At 62.4% G+C, this 17,576-nt stretch carries 19 protein-coding genes and 1 riboswitch; of the genes, 8 read left to right on the top strand and 11 right to left on the bottom strand.

What is annotated here, in order from left to right:
- Positions 1-43: 43 nt before the first annotated feature.
- The 3 genes from fadD5 to R4P65_RS18335 form a co-directional block, all read right to left on the bottom strand.
- Positions 44-1,633, bottom strand: coding sequence for a fatty-acid--CoA ligase FadD5 (gene fadD5, locus R4P65_RS18345; protein WP_317827600.1), 1,590 nt, complete (start codon positions 1,631-1,633; stop codon positions 44-46).
- A 95-nt stretch (positions 1,634-1,728) separates the two neighbouring features.
- Positions 1,729-2,508, bottom strand: a complete 780-nt coding sequence (locus tag R4P65_RS18340) for an enoyl-CoA hydratase (RefSeq protein ID WP_317827599.1) — start codon at positions 2,506-2,508, stop codon at positions 1,729-1,731.
- A complete protein-coding gene (locus tag R4P65_RS18335) occupies positions 2,505-3,494 on the bottom strand; it encodes an NAD(P)H-dependent flavin oxidoreductase (RefSeq protein WP_230816717.1) in 990 nt (329 codons plus the stop codon). Before R4P65_RS18335 ends, R4P65_RS18340 begins: the two co-directional genes overlap by 4 nt.
- Before the next feature lie 338 nt (positions 3,495-3,832).
- Here R4P65_RS18335 and R4P65_RS18330 point away from each other — a divergent pair, with 338 nt between their 5' ends.
- Positions 3,833-5,056: a TetR/AcrR family transcriptional regulator gene (locus R4P65_RS18330; protein WP_317827598.1), complete on the top strand. Its 1,224-nt coding sequence runs from the start codon at positions 3,833-3,835 to the stop codon at positions 5,054-5,056.
- A 97-nt stretch (positions 5,057-5,153) separates the two neighbouring features.
- The gene (locus R4P65_RS18325) at positions 5,154-5,588 is read left to right on the top strand and encodes an OsmC family peroxiredoxin (RefSeq protein WP_317827597.1); all 435 of its coding nucleotides are present in this window, start codon (positions 5,154-5,156) and stop codon (positions 5,586-5,588) included.
- Here R4P65_RS18325 and R4P65_RS18320 read toward each other — a convergent pair.
- The gene (locus R4P65_RS18320; RefSeq protein ID WP_317827596.1) at positions 5,563-6,045 is read right to left on the bottom strand and encodes a hypothetical protein; all 483 of its coding nucleotides are present in this window, start codon (positions 6,043-6,045) and stop codon (positions 5,563-5,565) included. The genes R4P65_RS18325 and R4P65_RS18320 overlap by 26 nt on opposite strands.
- Positions 6,042-6,557: a DUF4352 domain-containing protein gene (locus R4P65_RS18315; protein WP_230816713.1), complete on the bottom strand. Its 516-nt coding sequence runs from the start codon at positions 6,555-6,557 to the stop codon at positions 6,042-6,044. The genes R4P65_RS18320 and R4P65_RS18315 overlap by 4 nt, the downstream gene beginning before the upstream one ends.
- A gap of 24 nt (positions 6,558-6,581) precedes the next feature.
- Here R4P65_RS18315 and R4P65_RS18310 point away from each other — a divergent pair, with 24 nt between their 5' ends.
- The 3 genes from R4P65_RS18310 (at position 6,582) to R4P65_RS18300 (ending at position 9,360) form a co-directional block, all read left to right on the top strand.
- Complete coding sequence (locus R4P65_RS18310) at positions 6,582-7,937, top strand: sensor histidine kinase (protein WP_317827595.1); 1,356 nt, start codon at positions 6,582-6,584, stop codon at positions 7,935-7,937.
- A gap of 48 nt (positions 7,938-7,985) precedes the next feature.
- Positions 7,986-8,639, top strand: a complete 654-nt coding sequence (locus tag R4P65_RS18305) for a response regulator (RefSeq protein ID WP_019746809.1) — start codon at positions 7,986-7,988, stop codon at positions 8,637-8,639.
- A gap of 76 nt (positions 8,640-8,715) precedes the next feature.
- Positions 8,716-9,360 carry a DsbA family oxidoreductase gene (locus tag R4P65_RS18300; RefSeq protein WP_317827594.1) on the top strand — a complete coding sequence of 215 codons (645 nt, stop codon included), beginning with the start codon at positions 8,716-8,718 and terminating at the stop codon, positions 9,358-9,360.
- Here the strand turns inward: R4P65_RS18300 and R4P65_RS18295 are convergent.
- Together R4P65_RS18295 and R4P65_RS18290 are read right to left on the bottom strand one after the other, a co-directional pair.
- Positions 9,339-10,607: a GAF domain-containing protein gene (locus tag R4P65_RS18295; RefSeq protein WP_317827685.1), complete on the bottom strand. Its 1,269-nt coding sequence runs from the start codon at positions 10,605-10,607 to the stop codon at positions 9,339-9,341. The two genes, R4P65_RS18300 and R4P65_RS18295, sit on opposite strands and share 22 nt — an antisense overlap.
- 59 nt (positions 10,608-10,666) lie before the next feature.
- On the bottom strand, positions 10,667-11,446 hold the full coding sequence (locus tag R4P65_RS18290; protein WP_230816709.1) for an acetoin reductase: 780 nt from the start codon (positions 11,444-11,446) through the stop codon (positions 10,667-10,669).
- A 219-nt stretch (positions 11,447-11,665) separates the two neighbouring features.
- Between R4P65_RS18290 and R4P65_RS18285 the strand changes: the two genes are divergently transcribed.
- Both R4P65_RS18285 and R4P65_RS18280 read left to right on the top strand, forming a co-directional pair.
- Positions 11,666-12,811: a hypothetical protein gene (locus R4P65_RS18285; RefSeq protein WP_317827593.1), complete on the top strand. Its 1,146-nt coding sequence runs from the start codon at positions 11,666-11,668 to the stop codon at positions 12,809-12,811.
- Between the two features lie 140 nt (positions 12,812-12,951).
- The gene (locus R4P65_RS18280) at positions 12,952-14,787 is read left to right on the top strand and encodes a flavin-containing monooxygenase (RefSeq protein ID WP_081558743.1); all 1,836 of its coding nucleotides are present in this window, start codon (positions 12,952-12,954) and stop codon (positions 14,785-14,787) included.
- Between the two features lie 59 nt (positions 14,788-14,846).
- Here the strand turns inward: R4P65_RS18280 and R4P65_RS18275 are convergent, their stop codons facing one another.
- The 3 genes from R4P65_RS18275 to mhuD all read right to left on the bottom strand — a co-directional run bounded on the left by R4P65_RS18275 (position 14,847) and on the right by mhuD (position 16,368).
- Entirely contained in the window at positions 14,847-15,623 is a 777-nt protein-coding gene (locus R4P65_RS18275; RefSeq protein WP_317827592.1) for a CbtA family protein, read from the bottom strand.
- Positions 15,614-15,808 carry a CbtB domain-containing protein gene (locus R4P65_RS18270; RefSeq protein WP_230816706.1) on the bottom strand — a complete coding sequence of 65 codons (195 nt, stop codon included), beginning with the start codon at positions 15,806-15,808 and terminating at the stop codon, positions 15,614-15,616. The genes R4P65_RS18275 and R4P65_RS18270 overlap by 10 nt, the downstream gene beginning before the upstream one ends.
- Before the next feature lie 24 nt (positions 15,809-15,832).
- Positions 15,833-15,971, bottom strand: a riboswitch (cobalamin riboswitch).
- 88 nt (positions 15,972-16,059) lie between these two features.
- Positions 16,060-16,368, bottom strand: coding sequence for a mycobilin-forming heme oxygenase MhuD (gene mhuD, locus R4P65_RS18265; protein ID WP_007726927.1), 309 nt, complete (start codon positions 16,366-16,368; stop codon positions 16,060-16,062).
- Positions 16,369-16,413: 45 nt separating this feature from the next.
- On the opposite strand from mhuD, the gene R4P65_RS18260 reads away from it, so the two are divergent.
- Positions 16,414-17,151 (top strand): alpha/beta hydrolase, encoded by a 738-nt coding sequence (locus tag R4P65_RS18260; RefSeq protein WP_317827591.1) that lies wholly within the window; start codon positions 16,414-16,416, stop codon positions 17,149-17,151.
- Here the strand turns inward: R4P65_RS18260 and R4P65_RS18255 are convergent.
- Entirely contained in the window at positions 17,136-17,561 is a 426-nt protein-coding gene (locus R4P65_RS18255) for an HIT family protein (protein WP_317827590.1), read from the bottom strand. The two genes, R4P65_RS18260 and R4P65_RS18255, sit on opposite strands and share 16 nt — an antisense overlap.
- Positions 17,562-17,576 lie beyond the last annotated feature (15 nt).

Here is a 17,576-nt window from a genome sequence, read left to right as displayed (position 1 = left end):
ACGGGCGGCACCTCGCTGGAGGTGCCGCCCGTTTCATGTCGAGTCAGGAAACTGCGTCGACCGCTCGAACCTTCTCTCGCAGTTCACCCTTGACAACCTTGCCGCTAGCGTTGCGCGGCAGCGCTTCGACGACGACGATGTCCTTCGGGTGCTTGTAGCGCGCGAGACGATCATTGAGGAAGCTGCTCAGCTCCTCGATGGTCAGGTCCACGGCCGAACCTGGCGCCATCGCGACGATCGCTACCGGCACCTCGCCCCACTTGGCGTCGGGGCGACCGACGACGGCCGCTTCGACGATCAATTCGTGTTCGTAGAGAACGTTTTCCACCTCGGCGCAGTAGATGTTCTCTCCGCCGGAGATGATCATGTCCTTCTTGCGATCCACGACGTAGACAAAGCCCTCGTCGTCGACTCGAACGAGGTCGCCGGAGTGGAACCATCCACCGTGGAAGGCGTCAGCGGTGGCGGTGGGGTTGTTCCAGTACTCGCTCATCATCGTGGGCCCGCGGTAGACGATTTCACCGATTTCACCGGGCGCCACGTCGTCCATGTTCTCGTCGACGACCCTGGCCGAAATGGTCGGGATGACCCGACCGACGGATCCGAGCTTACGAATCGCGTCCTCTCCGTCGAGAACGCAAGTGATGGGCGACATCTCGGTCTGACCGAAGACTGCGACATTGAACGCGTCTGGGAAGGTCTCTGCCATCGCCCGCAGGATTGTATCGGACGATGGTGCGGCGCCCCACGAGATGTTCTTCAGTGACAGTGCTCGGGGTTGCGCCTTCTGAACTGCGCACACGGCCTGCCATTGCACGGGCACGAGGAACAAGCTGGTGACCTTCTCGGCTTCGAGAATGTCGAGTAGCTGGCCAGGGTCGAATGCGCCGACCGGATGGATCACCGTGGTCGTGCCGAGTTGCAGATTCGGTGCGATGGAACCGAGGGCCGCGATGTGGAACATGGGCGACGCGCAGAAGCCGATGGAATCGGCATTGAACAGGTGGAAGGCCCGGATACAGGTCAATGCTTGCGAAGCCAGGTTCGAGTGGGAGAGCACCGAACCCTTGGGGCGACCGGTGGTTCCCGAGGTGTACATGATGAGTGCAGGAGTATCGTCCGGGATGTCGACGAACGCGTGAGACTCGCCCTCTTCGCTGATCAGGTCCTCGTAGTTCAGGCTGTCACCCTCGGCGGGGGCGCCCACGGTGATGGAGATGTCGATACCCTCTGACACGGCACGCGCCGCTCCGGCCAGTGGAGCCAATGGTCCCTCGGCGACAATGACTTTGGAGCCGGAGTCGTTGACCAGGTAAGCGACCTCGGGTGGCGTGAGACGGAAGTTCACCGGAACAGCTATCGCGCCCAGTGCGTTGGCCGCGAGCACGATCTCGAGGTATTCGGGGCGATTGAGCATCAGGATGAGCACGCGGTCGCCGAAGCTGACGCCGCGTCGGGCTAGAGCGTCTGCCAGCTTCTCGACGCGCGCGTCGAGGGTGCTCCAGGTGATGGAATCGCCCAAAAATCGCAGCGCGGTGCGATCGGGAATCATCTGCGCATGCCTGGCGATCTGATTGTTCCAGTTGGTGCGGCGTGAACGCTGCGCCTCGGAGACTGCATCGGTGGAGGCCATCGATGGGTTCCTCTCATGCGTGGGTGATTGTGTGACTCAGGCTACAGTGAGCCGTCGATTCTCACAGTGGTTTTGTTAACGAAAATTCGCAATGACTACTTGAAGTGCGGTGTGCGCTTCTGCAGCATCGCCATCGCGCCTTCTTTGAAGTCGTCGCCGGTGAGAAGTTCTGCCTGACCGGTATTTTCGAGCTCCAACGCGGCATCGAGGCGGTCCAGCGTCGCCGCATTGAGTGCGCGCTTGGTGAGTTCGAGGGCGCGTCGGGGAGCCTTCGACGTGCGATCGACGACTGAGTCGATGAGTGCGTCGAACGCGTCGTCTGCGACGGTGCGGGACACGAGCCCGAAACGCTCTGCGTCCTCGGCGGAAACCCGCTCGCCCAGCAATGCCATCTCGGCCGCTCGGGCACGTCCGATAGCTGCCGGTACCAGCGCACTGGCGCCGCCGTCGGGCATCAGGCCGATGTTGACGAACGAGAGGAGGAAATAGGCGCTCGATGCTGCGTACGTCAGGTCCGCGGCCAGGGCGATGGACACTCCGACGCCGGCTGCCGGGCCGTTGACCGCGGCGATCACCGGGACCGGGGCGCTGGTGATGGCGCGAATCAGAGAAGTCGCCGCATCCATGACAACTTTCGGGTCTGCGGGGTTGAGGGCGGCTGCCGCAAGATCGGCTCCGGTGCAGAACGCTCGACCGGATCCGGTGATCACGATGGTACGAACTCTCGGGTCTGCGCCGCCCTCTCTGACGGCGCCTGCGAAAGCAGTCATCGTGGGTAGGTCGATCGCGTTCATCCGCTTCGGGCGGTCGAAGGCCAATCGCAGTACACCGTCGGTGATTTCGGAGCGAAAGCCCGTCTCGGCGGTGGCGGTCATGCCGCACTCACGGCGGTGACGAATCCGGAAAGCCGTGAGGTGATGAGGTGTTCGGCCTCTGCGACCATGCGGTCGATCATGTCGGCGACGGTCGGGATGTCGTTGATCAACCCTTGGCTTTGCCCGGCGGACCAGATGCCTGCATCGAGATCGCCGTCTTCGAAGACCTTGCGCCCGCGTGCCCCGGCGACCAGATGCTGGATGTCGCTGAACTGCGCGTCGCCGCGTGCCTCGATGTCGACGACCTCGGCACTGATCGCATTCGCTGCTACGCGTGCGGTGTTGTGCAGGGTCCGGAAAATCAGCTTGGTGTCACGCTCGGTGTTGGCGACTATCTGGTCTTTAACCGATTGCGCTACAGGAGATTCCACGGTGCACATGAATCGAGTTCCCATGTTGACGCCGTCTGCTCCGAGCGCAAGGGCCGCGACGAGTCCGCGAGAATCTGCGATTCCGCCCGAAGCGATCACCGGAATCGTGAGTTCCTGCGTGGCCGCCGGAATCAGAATCAGCCCTGGTATGTCGTCTTCACCTGGGTGTCCGGCGCATTCGAAGCCGTCGATGCTGACGGCGTCGACGCCCAGTCTCTCGGCCTTGACGGCGTGACGAACTGCAGTGCACTTGTGGATCACCTTCACGCCCGCGTCCTTGAAATGCGGAAGATGATCGATCGGATTGGAACCGGCCGTCTCGACGATCTTGATCCCGGATTCGATGATCGCCTGACGATATTCGGCGTACGGCGGCGGCGTGATCGACGGCAGAATCGTGAGATTGACGCCGAAAGGCTTGTCGGTGAGATCGCGGGTCCGAGCAATTTCCTTGACGAGATCTTCCGGAGTGGGTTGGGTAAGGCCGGTCAGGAACCCCAGGGCGCCGGAATTTGCCGTGGCCGCAACAAGTTCTGCGCGTCCTACCCACATCATGCCGCCCTGCACGATCGGATGGTCTACGCCGAACATCTCGGTGAAGCGAGTGCGAATCATCTGCTCACAACTACTTTCTTACGATCGGTCAATCGGAATCGAACCCTAGTGCAGGCGAAGAAAAATCCTGCGCTGCATGGAACGAGCCCGCCAGCGGACTGCGTGCAAGTTTGTGCGAATCATCACTAACATAACACCGGTGTGAGAGCGGGTGTCAAGACTCTTTTTCCGGAATCCGTCCGCCGTGACAGCCGCGTTGTAGGGTTTCGGGTGAAGCCGTACCGGGCGCGAATTGCGACCTTCGCGACGGTTAACATGGTCCGTTCGGACTCGCGCCCCTGGAAGTGCGGTGCAGCGGACGAAGGCAGTGGAAGAAGGCAACGGAAGTGGAGGGTCAGGTGCCCGGACAGACTCGCGTCTCCGTGAGCGGCAGTGGCTCTGCACCACGAACGCGTCCGAAGAATCGGAAGGCCCAAATCGCGGCCGCTGCTGCGGAGGCATTCAGTGAACGTGGCTACCACGCGGTCGGCATCGACGAGATCGCAGCGAAGGTCGGCATCTCCGGGCCGGCCCTCTATCGTCATTTCCCTACGAAATACGCGCTGTTCGTCTACACCGTGAACAACCTGACGCAGGCGTTGTTGGATGCCAGTGATCCAGCTGTGCACGGAAACGAAAATCCACGCGAGCAGTTGAACTCCACGATGGTGGGTGTCATCCGCGCGACGATCGAGAATCGGCGCAGGGGAGGGCTCTACCGATGGGAGGGCAGGTACCTGGTCGACGAGGATCGTGAGCAACTGCGGGTGGGAATGCGCGCGCTCAATCTTCGGATTGCCGAGCCGCTGGCAGCAGTTCGTCCGGAACTCGACCCGGCCGATGTCGAACTCATCGCGCCCGCCGTGCTCAGTGTGATAGCCAGCATCACCGGGCATCGATCTGCATTGTCCGCCAAGCAGATCGAAGCGCTGATTCTTGCAGCATGCTGGTCCGTCATCGGCGTCGAATTGCCCGTTGGCGAGGAGGACGGTGCGAGGGCAGAGGCGTCCGAACGCAAAACAGGCCTCGTACGGACGTCGAAACGTGAAGTGCTGCTTCAGGAAGCAGTGTTGCTGTTCTATCAGCGCGGCTACCACGACGTGAGCATCGAAGAGATCGGTGCCGCGGCGGGTATCAATGCGTCGAGTGTGTATCGGCACTTCGCGAGCAAAGCCGACCTCCTTGCTGCGGCCTTCCACCGGGCGTCCGATCGTCTGACTATGACGTTGGGCTCGGCGTTGGCGGAGTCGGAGACTCCTCTCGCGGCCGTCGAGACGTTGGCGAAGATGTACGTCGAGGTTTCGTTCGGAACCAGCGAACTGTTGGCCGTGTACTTTGCCGAGATCGGCAGCTTGCCGGATCGATCACGGACCGAGTTGCGCAACATTCAGCGTTTGAACGTCGAGGAGTGGGCGCACCTGTGCGTCGAGGCGCGTCCGGAGTTGACGATCGTCCAAGCGCGGTTCCTTGTCCACGCGGCGCTCGGTCTGGTCTTCGACATCGGCAGAATCGTGCACTTTTCCTCGGAGAACTCCGCGCAGGCACGCGTCGAGAAATTGCTGACCGCGACTCTCCTCGGGTAGCGCGTCCGAAACAGTAGGTGTGACGTCACGTATCGCGGGTAGGTTCGTGATCGCAAGGCGTTCACCGAATCATGTGAAGACGGAAGTAGGGACAGCAATGCCAACTCGTACCGCACGCACCGCCTGGAACGGCACCCTCGAAGCCGGGTCGGGACAGGTCGAACTCACCAGTTCGGGTGCCGCGACCTTCGATGTGTCGTTTCCCAAGCGCGCAGCTGAGGAAGCCGGCGGAACCACCAGCCCCGAGGAACTGATCGCCGCAGCACATTCGTCCTGCTACGCGATGCAGTTGTCGGCGCTGATCGCCGAGGCCGGCGGAACCCCGCAGAGTCTCGACATCACCGCGGACGTGTCGCTGGGCCCCGACACGGTCGGCTTCAAGCTCACCGGAATCAAGCTCACCGTTCGCGCCGAGGTCGACGGCCTCGACGCCGACGGTTTTGCCAAGGTTGCCCAGGCGGCCAAGGAAACCTGCCCGGTCAGCAAGGCACTGACCGGCGTCGACATCACGTTGGATGCGGCCCTGGACTGATCATCTCGTGCTCGGGCGCCCCCTCCGGCGCCCGAGTGCGGTTGTGTGTGACGACCAGGTAGCTTGCGAACAGTATCGGGAGCACCCACAGGTCCGAGGGATCGCGATAGACCACGATCGGCAAGAGCTCGCCGCGGAATCCTCCTGCGGTCCAGCGGAAAAATCCGATCACCCACTCGTACGCGTCGCCGATCGGCGAGACCGTCTTCACCGCGGCGAAGCCGATGCCCGTGACCGCGATGGACCGGTCGATCGCTGCTCGCCCCGCCAGGCTTCGTCTGAGCACCTCGAGAACCGAGAGAAGAAGCAGGGGAAACAGGAACACGCCGGCGACGTCGGACAGCTTGCCTGTCATCGTGTTCCCGAATGCCCCTTTGAGTACGTGGTCGTTGACCAAGATGACGGCTACCGAGACCAGCGCCCACGGACTCAGCAGCAGATCGCCCGGGCGGTTCACGACAGGTTGATCGTTGCCGAGCCGGACGAGAACAGGTCGCACTTGAACTGAAGGCGAAGACCGGTCGCGGTTTCAGGCACCTCGTAGGCCAATTCGCCTCGCTTGGCAGCGCCCGGCGCAAGTTCTCCGTCGACACTCGACGTGCTGCTGTCGGTGAACGTGATGTTGTACGACTTGTTGGTCGAGTCCTGCAGTTCGAAGCACATCACCGATGACACAGTCGACGGCTTGTCGCTGTTGTTGGTGACCTCGGTGTCGACGACGATGTAGCGATTTCCGGGATCCGCGGTGATGAACTGATTGGTCGAGACATAGGGATCGACAACGCCGTGTACCTGGACGCGCCAGTCGCCCAGTTCGACGACGTCACCGATTCCGAAGGCAGCCGCGGGTGCGGCGGAAGAACCGTTGTCGTCGACCTTCTTCGCTTCGTCGGTCTCGCCCGAGGCGATGGTTGCGAACAGGGCTGCGCCGACGGCGAGGAGGGCGAGGGGAGTGCGGAGTGATCGCATGATGTGCGCCTTTCGAGAGTTGGTATGGCACAAGTCAACGATGTGGGGACCCTTCACCGCTTCAGTCGAAAGATCGGTCCGCCTCATCCTTTCGGTCGGAGCCTGGCGGTTCGTCCACCCGTTCGGCTGATTCGAGGCGTCGGTGGCGGTCGATACGCTTGCTCGGTGATCACCACCAAAGGAACTGTTGTGCGACGACGCGTGTGGACTACCGCCGCCGTTGCGTTCAGCATCTTCTGCTCGATCATGACGGTGACCATCGCCGGTTCGTCGGGAAACATGCCACCGGTGTTGGTCGGTATCGGGTTCGTCCTGGGTGTGGCCGGTGGGATATCGCTTGTCTGGCGCCATCAACATCCCTGGGTGGTTCTGGCGATCACGCTTGTCGGCCCGCTGTTCTTCCCCACTGATGCGACGGCGGCGCTCATCGCGTTGTTCGCCGTTGCTCGGATCGCGCGTGGGCCTAGGCTTGCAGCCGCTGCGGCAGCTGCTTTCGTCGTCTGCGGAATTTCGTTGACCTACGACGCTTTTCGAAATCGTGAGTACTCCGTTCTCACGATGGGCACCGCGAAACCCAAGGACGGTTCGGCGGTTGTTCAATACGACGTCGCCATCTGGATCCCGTGGCTCGTCGCGGCCGTCATGGTCGGCATCGTCGTGGCGCTCTCGCTCCTGATTCGGACCAGAACCGAACTCGTCGAGGCCGAGTACGTACGGGATCTGGCCACTGAGAAAACCGACGTGATGCGCGACGAGATGATTCGCACCGAAGAGCGAACGCGGATCGCTCGAGACATGCACGACACAATCGCGGCCAGTCTGAGCCGGATTTCGTTGTTCGCCGGTGGGTTACAGGTCAGCGCGGCAGACAATCCCGAGAAGGTCGTCAACACCGCTGCGATGATCAGAACCACCGCGCACGAGGCTTTGGACGAATTGAAGGGAATCGTCGGAGTGCTCAGGGGGAGCGGTGATCGCCGCGAACACGGCGGGCATCAAGGGATCGACGCGATCGGCGATCTGGTCAACGGTGCACGCGCCGCCGGCATTCACTGCCGTCTCGAATCGGAGTTGCTCCCGGGTGATGTCGGAATGTTGGCGGGGCACGTCTGTTATCGCGTCGTGCAGGAGTCACTGACCAATGTCCAGAAATACGCGAGCGATCAGATGCTGGTCATTTCGGTGACCGGGTCGCCGCACGACGGAATTCGTATCCTCGCACGCAATAGGCTCAGCGAGCTTGCACCCATGACGTCGATCGGTTCACGGTCCGGCCTACGCGGGTTGGCCGAACAGGCGAGGGAGATCGGCGGCAAGGTCGAGGCAGGCGCGCTGGGGGACGATTTCCTTGTCAGTTGCTGGGTGCCCTGGTCGTCGTAACCCTCCCACCCTCCAACCGTCGGAGGCTCTGGGTAATCTGAGCGCACTATGGACGCTGACTCGCGCATCACAGTTTTGATCGTCGACAACGACGCGTGGGTTCGGCGCGGAATGAAGGACATCTTGGAAGCAGCGCCGGACATCGTGGTGGTTGCCGAGGCCGAGGACGGCGATCAGGTCGCGGCCAAGGTCACTCGTTTTCGTCCCCACGTGGTGCTGATGGATCTGAAGATGGCACGGGTCGGCGGCTTGGAGGCCACGCGTGAATTGATGACCATGAGCAATCCGCCGAAGGTCATTGCTATGACCGCCTTCGACGTCGACGACATGGTTGTGCAGGCAGTCGAGGCGGGCGCGCACAGTTTCTTGAGCAAGGACGCAGCTCCGCAGGCGTTCCAGCAGGCAGTGCGGGTAGTAGCGTCAGACCACTCGTTGTTCAGTTGCGATTCTCTGCGCGCCATCGTGGCCTCCTCGCCGCGTCGGCAAGCGCCTGATCAGACTCCGCTCGCTTCGCTCACCGAGCGTGAGCGTGAAGTGCTGACAATCCTGGCTACAGGCGCGGCCAACAGCGTCATCGCGGAGCGGCTGTACCTCGGTGAGACCACCGTCAAGACGCATATCTCTTCGTTGTTCGCCAAGCTCGGTGTGCCCAACCGGGTGAGTGCGTCGTTGATCGCGTTCCGGTGTGGTCTGGTCACGTGATTCTGTGGCCTAGTGACGTGACTCGGGACTAATCCCGACCCTGTTCGTTGTTGCACCTTCGGTGACTGATCAAATCGTGATTGACCAAGACGTGACCATCGAAGTGTGGTCGGACGTCGCTTGTCCGTGGTGCTACATCGGAAAGACCAGGTTCCTCTCGGCGCTGGATCGTTTCGAGAACAAGGACCGCGTCAACGTCATCTGGCGCTCGTACCAGCTCGCTCCGGAGACCCCAGTGGGAGAGGGCCGAACCGAACTCGACGCCTTGGTCGAGATGAAGGGGATGGCGCCTGATCAGGTACGTCAGATGTTCGCCCACGTCAGCGCGACGGCCGCCGAGGTCGGGTTGACCTTGGACTTCGAAAACGTGATCGCCGCCAATACCTTTGATGCGCACAGGTTGCTGCATCTCGCGGGTGAGCGGCAGAACGAACTCCTCGAAGCGCTGTTCAAAGCGCACTTCAGCGACGGCAAGGTGATCGATGACCGTGAGGTGCTGGTCGAGCTGGCCGTGAGCGTCGGCCTCGACGCCGACGTCGTGCGCGAGCAACTCGACTCCGATGCCGCAGCGGAGGCGGTACGCGAGGATCTGTCCATGGCGCGCCAACTCCAGGTCAGCGGCGTTCCGTTCTTCGTTGCCAACCGTGCGGTCGCAGTATCCGGCGCTCAGCCCGAAGAAGTGTTCTTGCAGTTGCTTACTCAGGCCTCCGAACCGGCCTGAGTAAGGCGAGCGGCACGAACTGCCGGCGCGTTCGAAAACGGCAACAGGTGCGCGCCGTTCACGGGGCAGGACAACGTCACCAGGGCTGCATCGACGAACCGGTACGGCTGCGCTGCAACAATTCCGGCGAGGTTCTTTCGCAGACGCGACATCTCGGCCCGCGCGGTCACCGTGCGGGCCGGGTCACCGAACAGATCCTGCGCCAACCGAGATGCAGTCAGTCCGCGCCTCTCGGATCCGAGGAGAAACAGAATCTCCGCATGCCGCTGGGTCGGGGAGTACGCCCATTCGCCCAAACCGGACGTCACGGTCACCGACATGTTCTCGGAATCGCGCAGATCGATATGCACCGTGGGAGCGGTGATCTTCTCGGCGGTGGTGATCGGCCGAACCAGCCACCCGCCGGGAAGCGGATCCAGTTCGCACAGGCCCAGTGCGGGGAACCATGTCCTGCCGGGAGTCAAAGCTGCGGGGAGCAGCACGCGCGAGCGATGGGGTAGCGCGTCGACCGCCGCGACCCATCCGTGGGTGTCGATCACCAATGCGGGTGATCCGCTTCGTGCAAGCATCGGCCCTGCAACAGAACGTAGTTGATCGAGATTGTCCCGATGCTTGTCGCGCAGGTGTGATTGCGCGAGGCGTGCGACGGCGTCGACCAGAGCGAGCGTCGTGGGATGGACGGTCTTGGCAGGACCACTGATGTCGACGACGCCGATGACACGGTCGTCCCGCGGATCGCGGATGGGTGCCCCCGCGCACGTCCACGGATGATGGCTGCGCGCATAGTGTTCCGCCGAGAAGATCTGAACTGCCTGTCGTGACACCAATGCCGTTCCGATGGCGTTGGTGCCGACGCTGTCCTCGGCCCAGTTCGCCCCTTCGATAAATCCCAGACGCGCAGCCTGGTCCAGTACGCGATGGGACCCGCTGCGCCACAGTACAGTTCCGCGAAGATCTGCGACGACCATGATGTTCTCACCGCTCGCGGTGACCGATTCGAGCCCACGCGTCACGTCGTCGAGCACGTCGTACAGTCCGGACTCACGACGACGGAGATCGAGTTCGGCTACGTCCATGGACGGTTCGACCCGGTTGTGCTCGGGGTCGATGCCGAGTTCGCGCAGACGCTGCCACGATTGGCGCACCACGTCCCTGGGCCGGGCCGGTGCGCGGTCTCCGGCCATCGTCGCGTCGTACACCGCGGCGAGGGTCCTCGCGTAGTCGCGAGGATCCTCGCCGGGCGGCATCGCGGGCTCGGGCAACCGCTTTTTCAGTGAAGACACCGCTTTCAGTGAAGACACCGCGGTCAGCGGTAGACGAGGCCGCCGTCGATGAGACCGGCCTGACCGGTCATGTAGTCGGAATCGGGCCCAGCGAGGTACGAGACGAAACCGGCTACATCGTCGGGGGTTTCAGCTCGACCCAGTGCAATTCCGCCGACGAACTTCTCGTAGGTGGCGCCCTCCGGCGCACCGGTCAACTCGGCGAACCTCTTGTCGATCGTCACCCACATGTCGGTGCCCACGACGCCGGGGCAGTACGCATTGACGGTGATTCCGTCGGATGCGTATTCCTTGGCCGCAGCCTGAGTGAGGGCCCTGACCGCGAATTTTGTTGCGCTGTAAACACCTAACATGGCGAACCCGTCGTGACCGGCGATGGACGACGCGTTGATGATTTTTCCGCGCTGACCGAGTGTCTGGAACTTTGCTGCCGCGGCTTGAATTCCCCACAGGACACCGTCGACGTTGACGCTCCAGATCTTGGAGACCTCTTCCGGCGTCGCATCGGAGATCGGGCCGACGAGAGCGATTCCCGCGTTGTTGACGATGACGTCGAATCCGCTCAACTCACTGTGCGCGTGTTCGACTGCGGCGTGAACCTGTGCGCGATCGCTGACATCGGCGATAAACGTCGTCACACGACGCCCGATCTGTCGAATCTCGTCGGCAACTGAGTCCAACTTGCTCTGGTCGAGGTCGACCAACGCGATGTCGGCGCCGTCGTGGGCCAGGCGGAGAGCGATTCCACGTCCGATACCTTGGCCGGCGCCGGTGACCAGTACTACCTTGCCCGTGATGCTCATGCAGATCTCCTCGTAAGCAGTGAACCAGTCGGTTGTGAACCGGTGAGTGATTTGTATGTGACGGCGACCACAGTGCGGAAGGGTTGCACCGTGTTGCAATTCCGGAGAATGGGGCAGCGGTTGCAACCCTCGGCAACCCTCCCGGTACCCCGCGCGACGGTTCCATAGTTGCGCCACCACTTCGCGAATCATCTTGCGAGACAATCTGGGAGAGGGCACATGACCGCTACAGTCGACACACCCACGGAACCTGCCACGCCGAGCCGACAACCGTCACGCCGCTGGATCGGGTTCGGGATCGCGAACCTCGTGATCGTTCTCGTGCTGGCCGTGGCGAGTTGGTACCTTCTGGCCGATCCGACCACCAGTCCCTGGAGTTTCTATCCTCTGCCGTTCAACGCGGCGCTTTTCTGGGCAATCCTCTTTGTTGTGTTCATCGGCTTCAATTGCGAGTTCGCCGGCTTCGATCGACTCCCGCAGCCGGCGAAAGGCCTGGCGATCATGGTCGCGACCGCGGTCTTCGCCGTCGTCGTGACGTGGCTCCTGGCAAACGGCGTGGGGAGCTTGTACCCGGATTTCGCGGCCGATCGTGAGGGCGGCCTCGGATATTTCGCGGGTGCGCTGTTCGTGCTCTTCGGCTTCGGGACCTGGGTGATGGTGGTCTTGAACTGGCAGCATTGGCCGTGGACTTCCTTAGGGATGAAGCAGCCGTTGGTGGGTTTGTGTGAGATCGCGTTTGTCGCCGTCCCGACGCTGGCGCTGTACTTCGTGTTCGGTCTGCCGTCCGTGTCGCTGTCCGCCACGGATCCGTTGATGACCGTCGACACCGTACTCGGGTGGTTCTACTGCGTCGTGGTGGTCGTGATCCTGACCGGCCAGACGCTCGACAACTGGCCGTGGCGACTGTTCGGCGGCGGCGGAAAGACGGCGCTCGCAGCCACGATCGGTAACTTTGCCGTGGGAACAGGCTTGTACTTCGTGGCACTTCCGGTTGTGAAGGTGCTGGTGGGAAGCGATGCCGTTGCAGAGTTGGGCGGCGTGATCCATCAGTTCCCGGCGCAGCTCGGTGTGTGCTGGGCCTTCTGGATGATCTTCTGGGCCAACGCCTTCGGTAACAAGCCCACGGGCTTTGCGGGCGGGGTCAACCTGGGGATCCGCGCGCTGCTCACGTTTGTGCTCGCGGTGGTCACATTCTTGTTCTATTACCGCTTTGCGGCAGAGCACATTCTTCACGAGCCGGCAGTTGTCGACGGATTGCACGGCAATGCACTGGGTTTCGTGGATTGGGCCGTGTTGTGGACGTTGTTCTACGTCGTAGGATTTCAGTCGCTGGGACTCGGCAAATTCAAGCCTTCGGAGGGGTGAGTCGGTTGCCCGCACATCGGTGCGAGCAACCGGTATCGGACGTCGGCACCGCGCCCGCTGATTGCAACAGACTGCAACGCTTGTGACCGGGGCCACTCATGGGATGTGCTGTGTGTCACATTCACAAACAAGGAGAAGTGATGACGCAAACCATCGATTCCGCAGTCACCCCCGAGGTGAAGTTGACGGCGGTGACACCTCAGGAGCGCGTCGACGCCTGGCTGGCGGATTTCGAGTCGGCCCTCGCGGCTCGTGACATCGAGCGTGTGGCAGGCAAATTCGCACTCGACAGCTTCTGGCGAGACCTGGTGTCGTTCACCTGGAACATCAAGACCGTCGAAGGTCGCGAGCAGATCGCCGACATGCTCTCCGCACGACTCGACGACACCGATCCTTCGGGATTTCGGACGACCGAGACGCCCGACGAGGCCGACGGCGTCACGTCAGCCTGGATCGAGTTCGAGACTGCAACCGGGCGTGCGCACGGGCACCTTCGTTTGAAGGGAGATGAAGGTTGGACCCTGCTGACGTCGCTGCAGGAGTTGAAGGGGCACGAGGAAGGTAAGGGCACTCGTCGTCCGCGCGGCGCCAAGCACGGGGCAGACCCGAACCGCATCACGTGGGCCGAGCAGAAGGAGATCGAGGACCGCGAACTCGGTTACACCACACAGCCTTACGTCGTGATCGTCGGCGGCGGCCAGGGCGGCATCGCGCTCGGCGCCCGGATGCGTCAGCTCGGAGTTCCGGCCATCGTGATCGACAGCCACGAGCGGCCGGGCGACCAGTGGCGCGGACGCTACAAGTCCCTGTGCCTGCACGATCCGGTCTGGTACGACCATCTGCCTTACATGCCGTTCCCTGACAATTGGCCGGTGTTCGCGCCCAAGGACAAGATCGGTGACTGGCTCGAGATGTACACCAAGGTCATGGAGGTTCCGTACTGGAGTTCCACGACCTGCACCTCTGCGTCGTTCGACGAGAAGACCCAGGAATGGACAGTCGAGGTCAACCGCAACGGCGAGAAGTTGACGTTGCGTCCCAAGCAGTTGGTGATGGCGACGGGTATGTCCGGCAAGGCCAATGTTCCGACGTTCCCCGGGCAGGACAAATTCCTCGGCGATCAGCACCACTCGAGCAAGCACCCCGGCCCGGATCAGTACGTGGGCAAGAAGGTCGTCGTGATCGGGGCCAATAACTCCTCGCACGACATCTGCGGAGCTCTATGGGAGAACGGCATCGACGTCACGATGGTGCAGCGCAGCTCGACGCACATCGTGAAGTCGGATTCGCTGATGGATCTGGGCTTGGGTGATCTGTATTCGGAGCGCGCGCTCGCTGCCGGAATGACGACGCACAAGGCCGATCTCACGTTCGGTTCGCTGCCGTACCGGATCATGCACGAGTTCCAGATCCCGGTGTACGACGCAATCCGTGAGCGCGACAAGGACTTCTACGATCGCCTCGAGAAGGCGGGTTTCGAGCACGACTGGGGCGACGATGGTTCGGGCCTGTTCATGAAGTACCTACGACGCGGCTCGGGTTACTACATCGACGTCGGTGCGGCCGAACTGGTTGCCAACGGGGACATCAAGCTCGCGCACGGCAACATTCGTGAGCTGACCGAGAACAGCGTGATCCTCGAAGACGGTACGGAACTGCCTGCCGACGTGGTGGTCTACGCGACCGGCTACGGCTCGATGAACGGCTGGGTGGCGGATCTGATCGGTCAGGACACCGCGGACAAGGTTGGCAAGGTGTGGGGCCTCGGCTCGAACACGACCAAGGATCCGGGACCGTGGGAAGGCGAGCAGCGCAACATGTGGAAGCCGACGCAGCAGGAAGCGCTCTGGTTCCACGGCGGCAATCTGCACCAGTCGCGGCACTACTCGCTGTACCTCGCGCTGCAGTTGAAGGCGCGCTACGAGGGCATTCCGACGCCGGTCTACGGGCTGCAGGAAGTGCATCATCTGAGCTGAAAAGGAACTGCTGTGCGCCTTCGTCAACCGCGGGCGGTTAACAAAGGCGCACAGCAGGTTCAGCGAAGGGCGTACTTCTTTGCCACGTCGGCGTTCTTGGTCGCGCGCTCGGTGAGGAAGGCAAATGCCAATCCGAGTACGAGCCACAGCGTCGCCTGCGTAGCGAGCGAGGAAAGTCGGAACTCCCACAGCAGGTTTGCCGGGAAGTCCTCACCCACCTCGTTGATGCCGGGAAGCGAGAGGTAACCGATCGCGACGATCACCAGGAACGCAGCCACCGGAGCAGCGATGCGCACGCTGAGGAACTCGTGTCCTGAAACTGCCTTTGCCGCCGCTGCGGCCGCTGTGACGGACAGCAGTCCGAGAATCACGGCAGCCAGCCACAGCAGTGTCCGCTGGTTGATGGTGTCCGGGTCTCCGACGGCCGGCGGATTGGCCGGGTACTTGAAGAACGGCACGGCCTCGATGGCCAGCCAACCGCCGACGGCGATGGTGATCGCCAACAACGGCCCGGACATTCCGGTGAGTCGTCGCGCGTAGTTGGCGACAACCGAGAAGATCGCGCCGAGTGCGAGTCCGGCCAGCGCAGTGGCCAGGAACAGCCCGGCGCGCTGCCCGTCGCGGCTCACCAGTGGTTCTTCTTCGTCGCCGTGCGAATGCCCAGCGGCTTCGCCGGCATGCTCACTGGCTGCACTGTTGGCTTCTTCGATCGCAATGGCAGCGTTGACGTGTGGTTCACCCAGCACGAACGCAACACCGCCGGCAAGAATGCCCGCGATCAAACCAGCCAACAATCCACGAATGAGAAGCTTCGTGAAATTGTCGACTAGTGGCACGGCAGGCCCATCAAGTGGCGTCCGTCGTGCATCAATTCATGCATGTACATGCCGGTGCGAGAGACCGCGCCCTGGTCGAATCCGACCAGGTAGAGAGCCAGCATCGCGAACAGAACTACTGCAGCGGCGAGGAAAGCAAGACGAGTCGAATCGATCGACGTATCGGGAGAATAGGCGAGAGCCATCGAAGCCTCCTGGGATTTTCGCGTCCCCTAGGTCCATGCGATGGCCGAAGTGTCTGGCTGTCGAAATAGCCGTACCGAAAAGGCACTTCACCTCGAATTACAGTGGCGCGACCGCTCCGGGGTTGCACCGGATTCCTGTCGGACCATCGCGTTTACAAGCGAACTTTTGCACTACGGCCCGCTCCGTGTCAACGCGCGAACCCGAGATGACCGTCGATTGTGCCCGCACGAGCGGGCACAATCGCTCGCGATCAGCTCTTGGCGGCTACGTCCAGGACAACTTCGAATTCAAGCAACGACGCACCCGAAGCGACGGGCTTCGCTCGTTCGCCGGAGTGTGCTTCGCGGGCGGGGCCGTCACGCCAATCGGCGAACGCCTGTTCGGACTCCCACTGCGTCACCACGAAGTAGCGGCTCTCGCCGGCGGTGGGGCGGAGGAGCTGGAACCCGAGGAAGCCCGGGGAGTTCTCGACTGCGTGAGCGCGTGCTGCGAAGCGCTTCTCCAGTTCGGGGCCCGCGCCCTCGGGGACTTCGATTGCATTGATCTTCACGACTGCCATGCAAGCGACATTACCCGCGTAGCCTCACCGCGTACCGTGACACTCGTGTTGCATGACGAAGGTGGAACGGGCCAACCGATTCTGTTGTTGCACGGCCTCATGGGCAGCTCCCGAACGTGGCGTCGCCATGTTCCGTGGATCCGCGAGTTCGGCCACGTCTACACCTTCGACGCTGCCGGTCACGGCAGGCCGGCGCCGTCAGAGCTGACTACCGAGGCATTCGTCGACGACCTGGCATCGGCCGTTGCCTCCATCGAGGAGCCGATCACCGTGATCGGTCATTCGATGGGGGCTCTGCACGCGTGGTGCTTCGCCGCCGCGCATCCCGAAAAGGTTTGTGCGCTGGTCCTGGAAGACATGGCCCCGGACTTTCGGGGACGCACCGCTGCGGACTGGGCGCAGATGATTTCGGCGTGGCCGCAGCCGTTTGCTTCCGAGGACGCGATGAAGGAATTCTTCGGCCCCGTCGCCGGTCAGTACTTTCTCGACTCCTTCGACCGTCGCGACGACGGGTGGTACCTGCACGGCGACGTGTCGACCTTCCGCGACATCTCCGAGGAATGGGGCACGAGGCATTTCTGGGATCAGTGGAAGGCGATCGAGGCACCGACCTTGCTGATCGAGGGGGAGTTCACCATCACCCCCGAAGGACAGATGCGAGAGATGGCCGAGCGGCCGCAAACCCGGTACGTACGTATTGCCGACGCCGGTCACCTGGTCCACGACGATCAACCGCAGCGTTACCGCGACGTCGTGACGAAGTTCCTTCAGACGGTGAGCTGACTGCGGATCGACGAGCCCACCTGCTCCAGTTCGACGGCTCGTCTGGCCAGAAGTCCGGCAGCGAACTTCGCCTTGTCGCCGCGATGGCGGGGGACGACGTGCAGGTGCGAGTGGAACACGGTCTGGCCCGCGGCGCGACCGTCGTTGACCAGGAAGTTGACGCCGTCTGCGGCGATGTCGCAGCGACGTAGAGCGCCGGCGATGAGCGTCCCGACGCGGAACATCTCTGCGCCCTCATGGCTTTCGAGAGCATCGAGGTTTTCTGCATGGCGCTTGGGGACCACCAGAGTGTGTCCGCGACTCACCGGTCTGGCGTCGAGAAATGCGAGAGTCGTCTCGCTCTCGTGAACGAGAATCGCCGGCTCGGTCAGTGCGACGATCTTGCAGAAGACGCAGGTATCGGTGCTCATGTCTACAGAATGTAG

The organism is Rhodococcus sp. IEGM 1318 (assembly GCF_033142465.1).
Taxonomy (GTDB): domain Bacteria; phylum Actinomycetota; class Actinomycetes; order Mycobacteriales; family Mycobacteriaceae; genus Rhodococcus_F; species Rhodococcus_F qingshengii_B.
The sequence above is the reverse complement of the archived record's forward strand: the minus strand, read 5'-3'. Positions and strand labels throughout refer to the sequence as shown.

Bases quoted from the DNA above. Each gene is read 5' to 3' on its own strand.
- fadD5 (WP_317827600.1), bottom strand. From the start codon at position 1,633: ATGGCCTCCACCGATGCAGTCTCCGAGGCGCAGCGTTCACGCCGCACC.
- R4P65_RS18340 (WP_317827599.1), bottom strand. From the start codon at position 2,508: ATGACCGCCACCGCCGAGACGGGCTTTCGCTCCGAAATCACCGACGGT.
- R4P65_RS18335 (WP_230816717.1), bottom strand. From the start codon at position 3,494: ATGATTCGCACTCGCTTCACCGAGATGTTCGGCGTAGACCATCCGATC.
- R4P65_RS18325 (WP_317827597.1), top strand. From the start codon at position 5,154: ATGCCAACTCGTACCGCACGCACCGCCTGGAACGGCACCCTCGAAGCC.
- R4P65_RS18315 (WP_230816713.1), bottom strand. From the start codon at position 6,557: ATGCGATCACTCCGCACTCCCCTCGCCCTCCTCGCCGTCGGCGCAGCC.
- R4P65_RS18310 (WP_317827595.1), top strand. From the start codon at position 6,582: ATGGCACAAGTCAACGATGTGGGGACCCTTCACCGCTTCAGTCGAAAG.
- R4P65_RS18305 (WP_019746809.1), top strand. From the start codon at position 7,986: ATGGACGCTGACTCGCGCATCACAGTTTTGATCGTCGACAACGACGCG.
- R4P65_RS18295 (WP_317827685.1), bottom strand. From the start codon at position 10,607: ATGCCGCCCGGCGAGGATCCTCGCGACTACGCGAGGACCCTCGCCGCG.
- R4P65_RS18290 (WP_230816709.1), bottom strand. From the start codon at position 11,446: ATGAGCATCACGGGCAAGGTAGTACTGGTCACCGGCGCCGGCCAAGGT.
- R4P65_RS18285 (WP_317827593.1), top strand. From the start codon at position 11,666: ATGACCGCTACAGTCGACACACCCACGGAACCTGCCACGCCGAGCCGA.
- R4P65_RS18280 (WP_081558743.1), top strand. From the start codon at position 12,952: ATGACGCAAACCATCGATTCCGCAGTCACCCCCGAGGTGAAGTTGACG.
- R4P65_RS18270 (WP_230816706.1), bottom strand. From the start codon at position 15,808: ATGGCTCTCGCCTATTCTCCCGATACGTCGATCGATTCGACTCGTCTT.
- mhuD (WP_007726927.1), bottom strand. From the start codon at position 16,368: ATGGCAGTCGTGAAGATCAATGCAATCGAAGTCCCCGAGGGCGCGGGC.
- R4P65_RS18255 (WP_317827590.1), bottom strand. From the start codon at position 17,561: ATGAGCACCGATACCTGCGTCTTCTGCAAGATCGTCGCACTGACCGAG.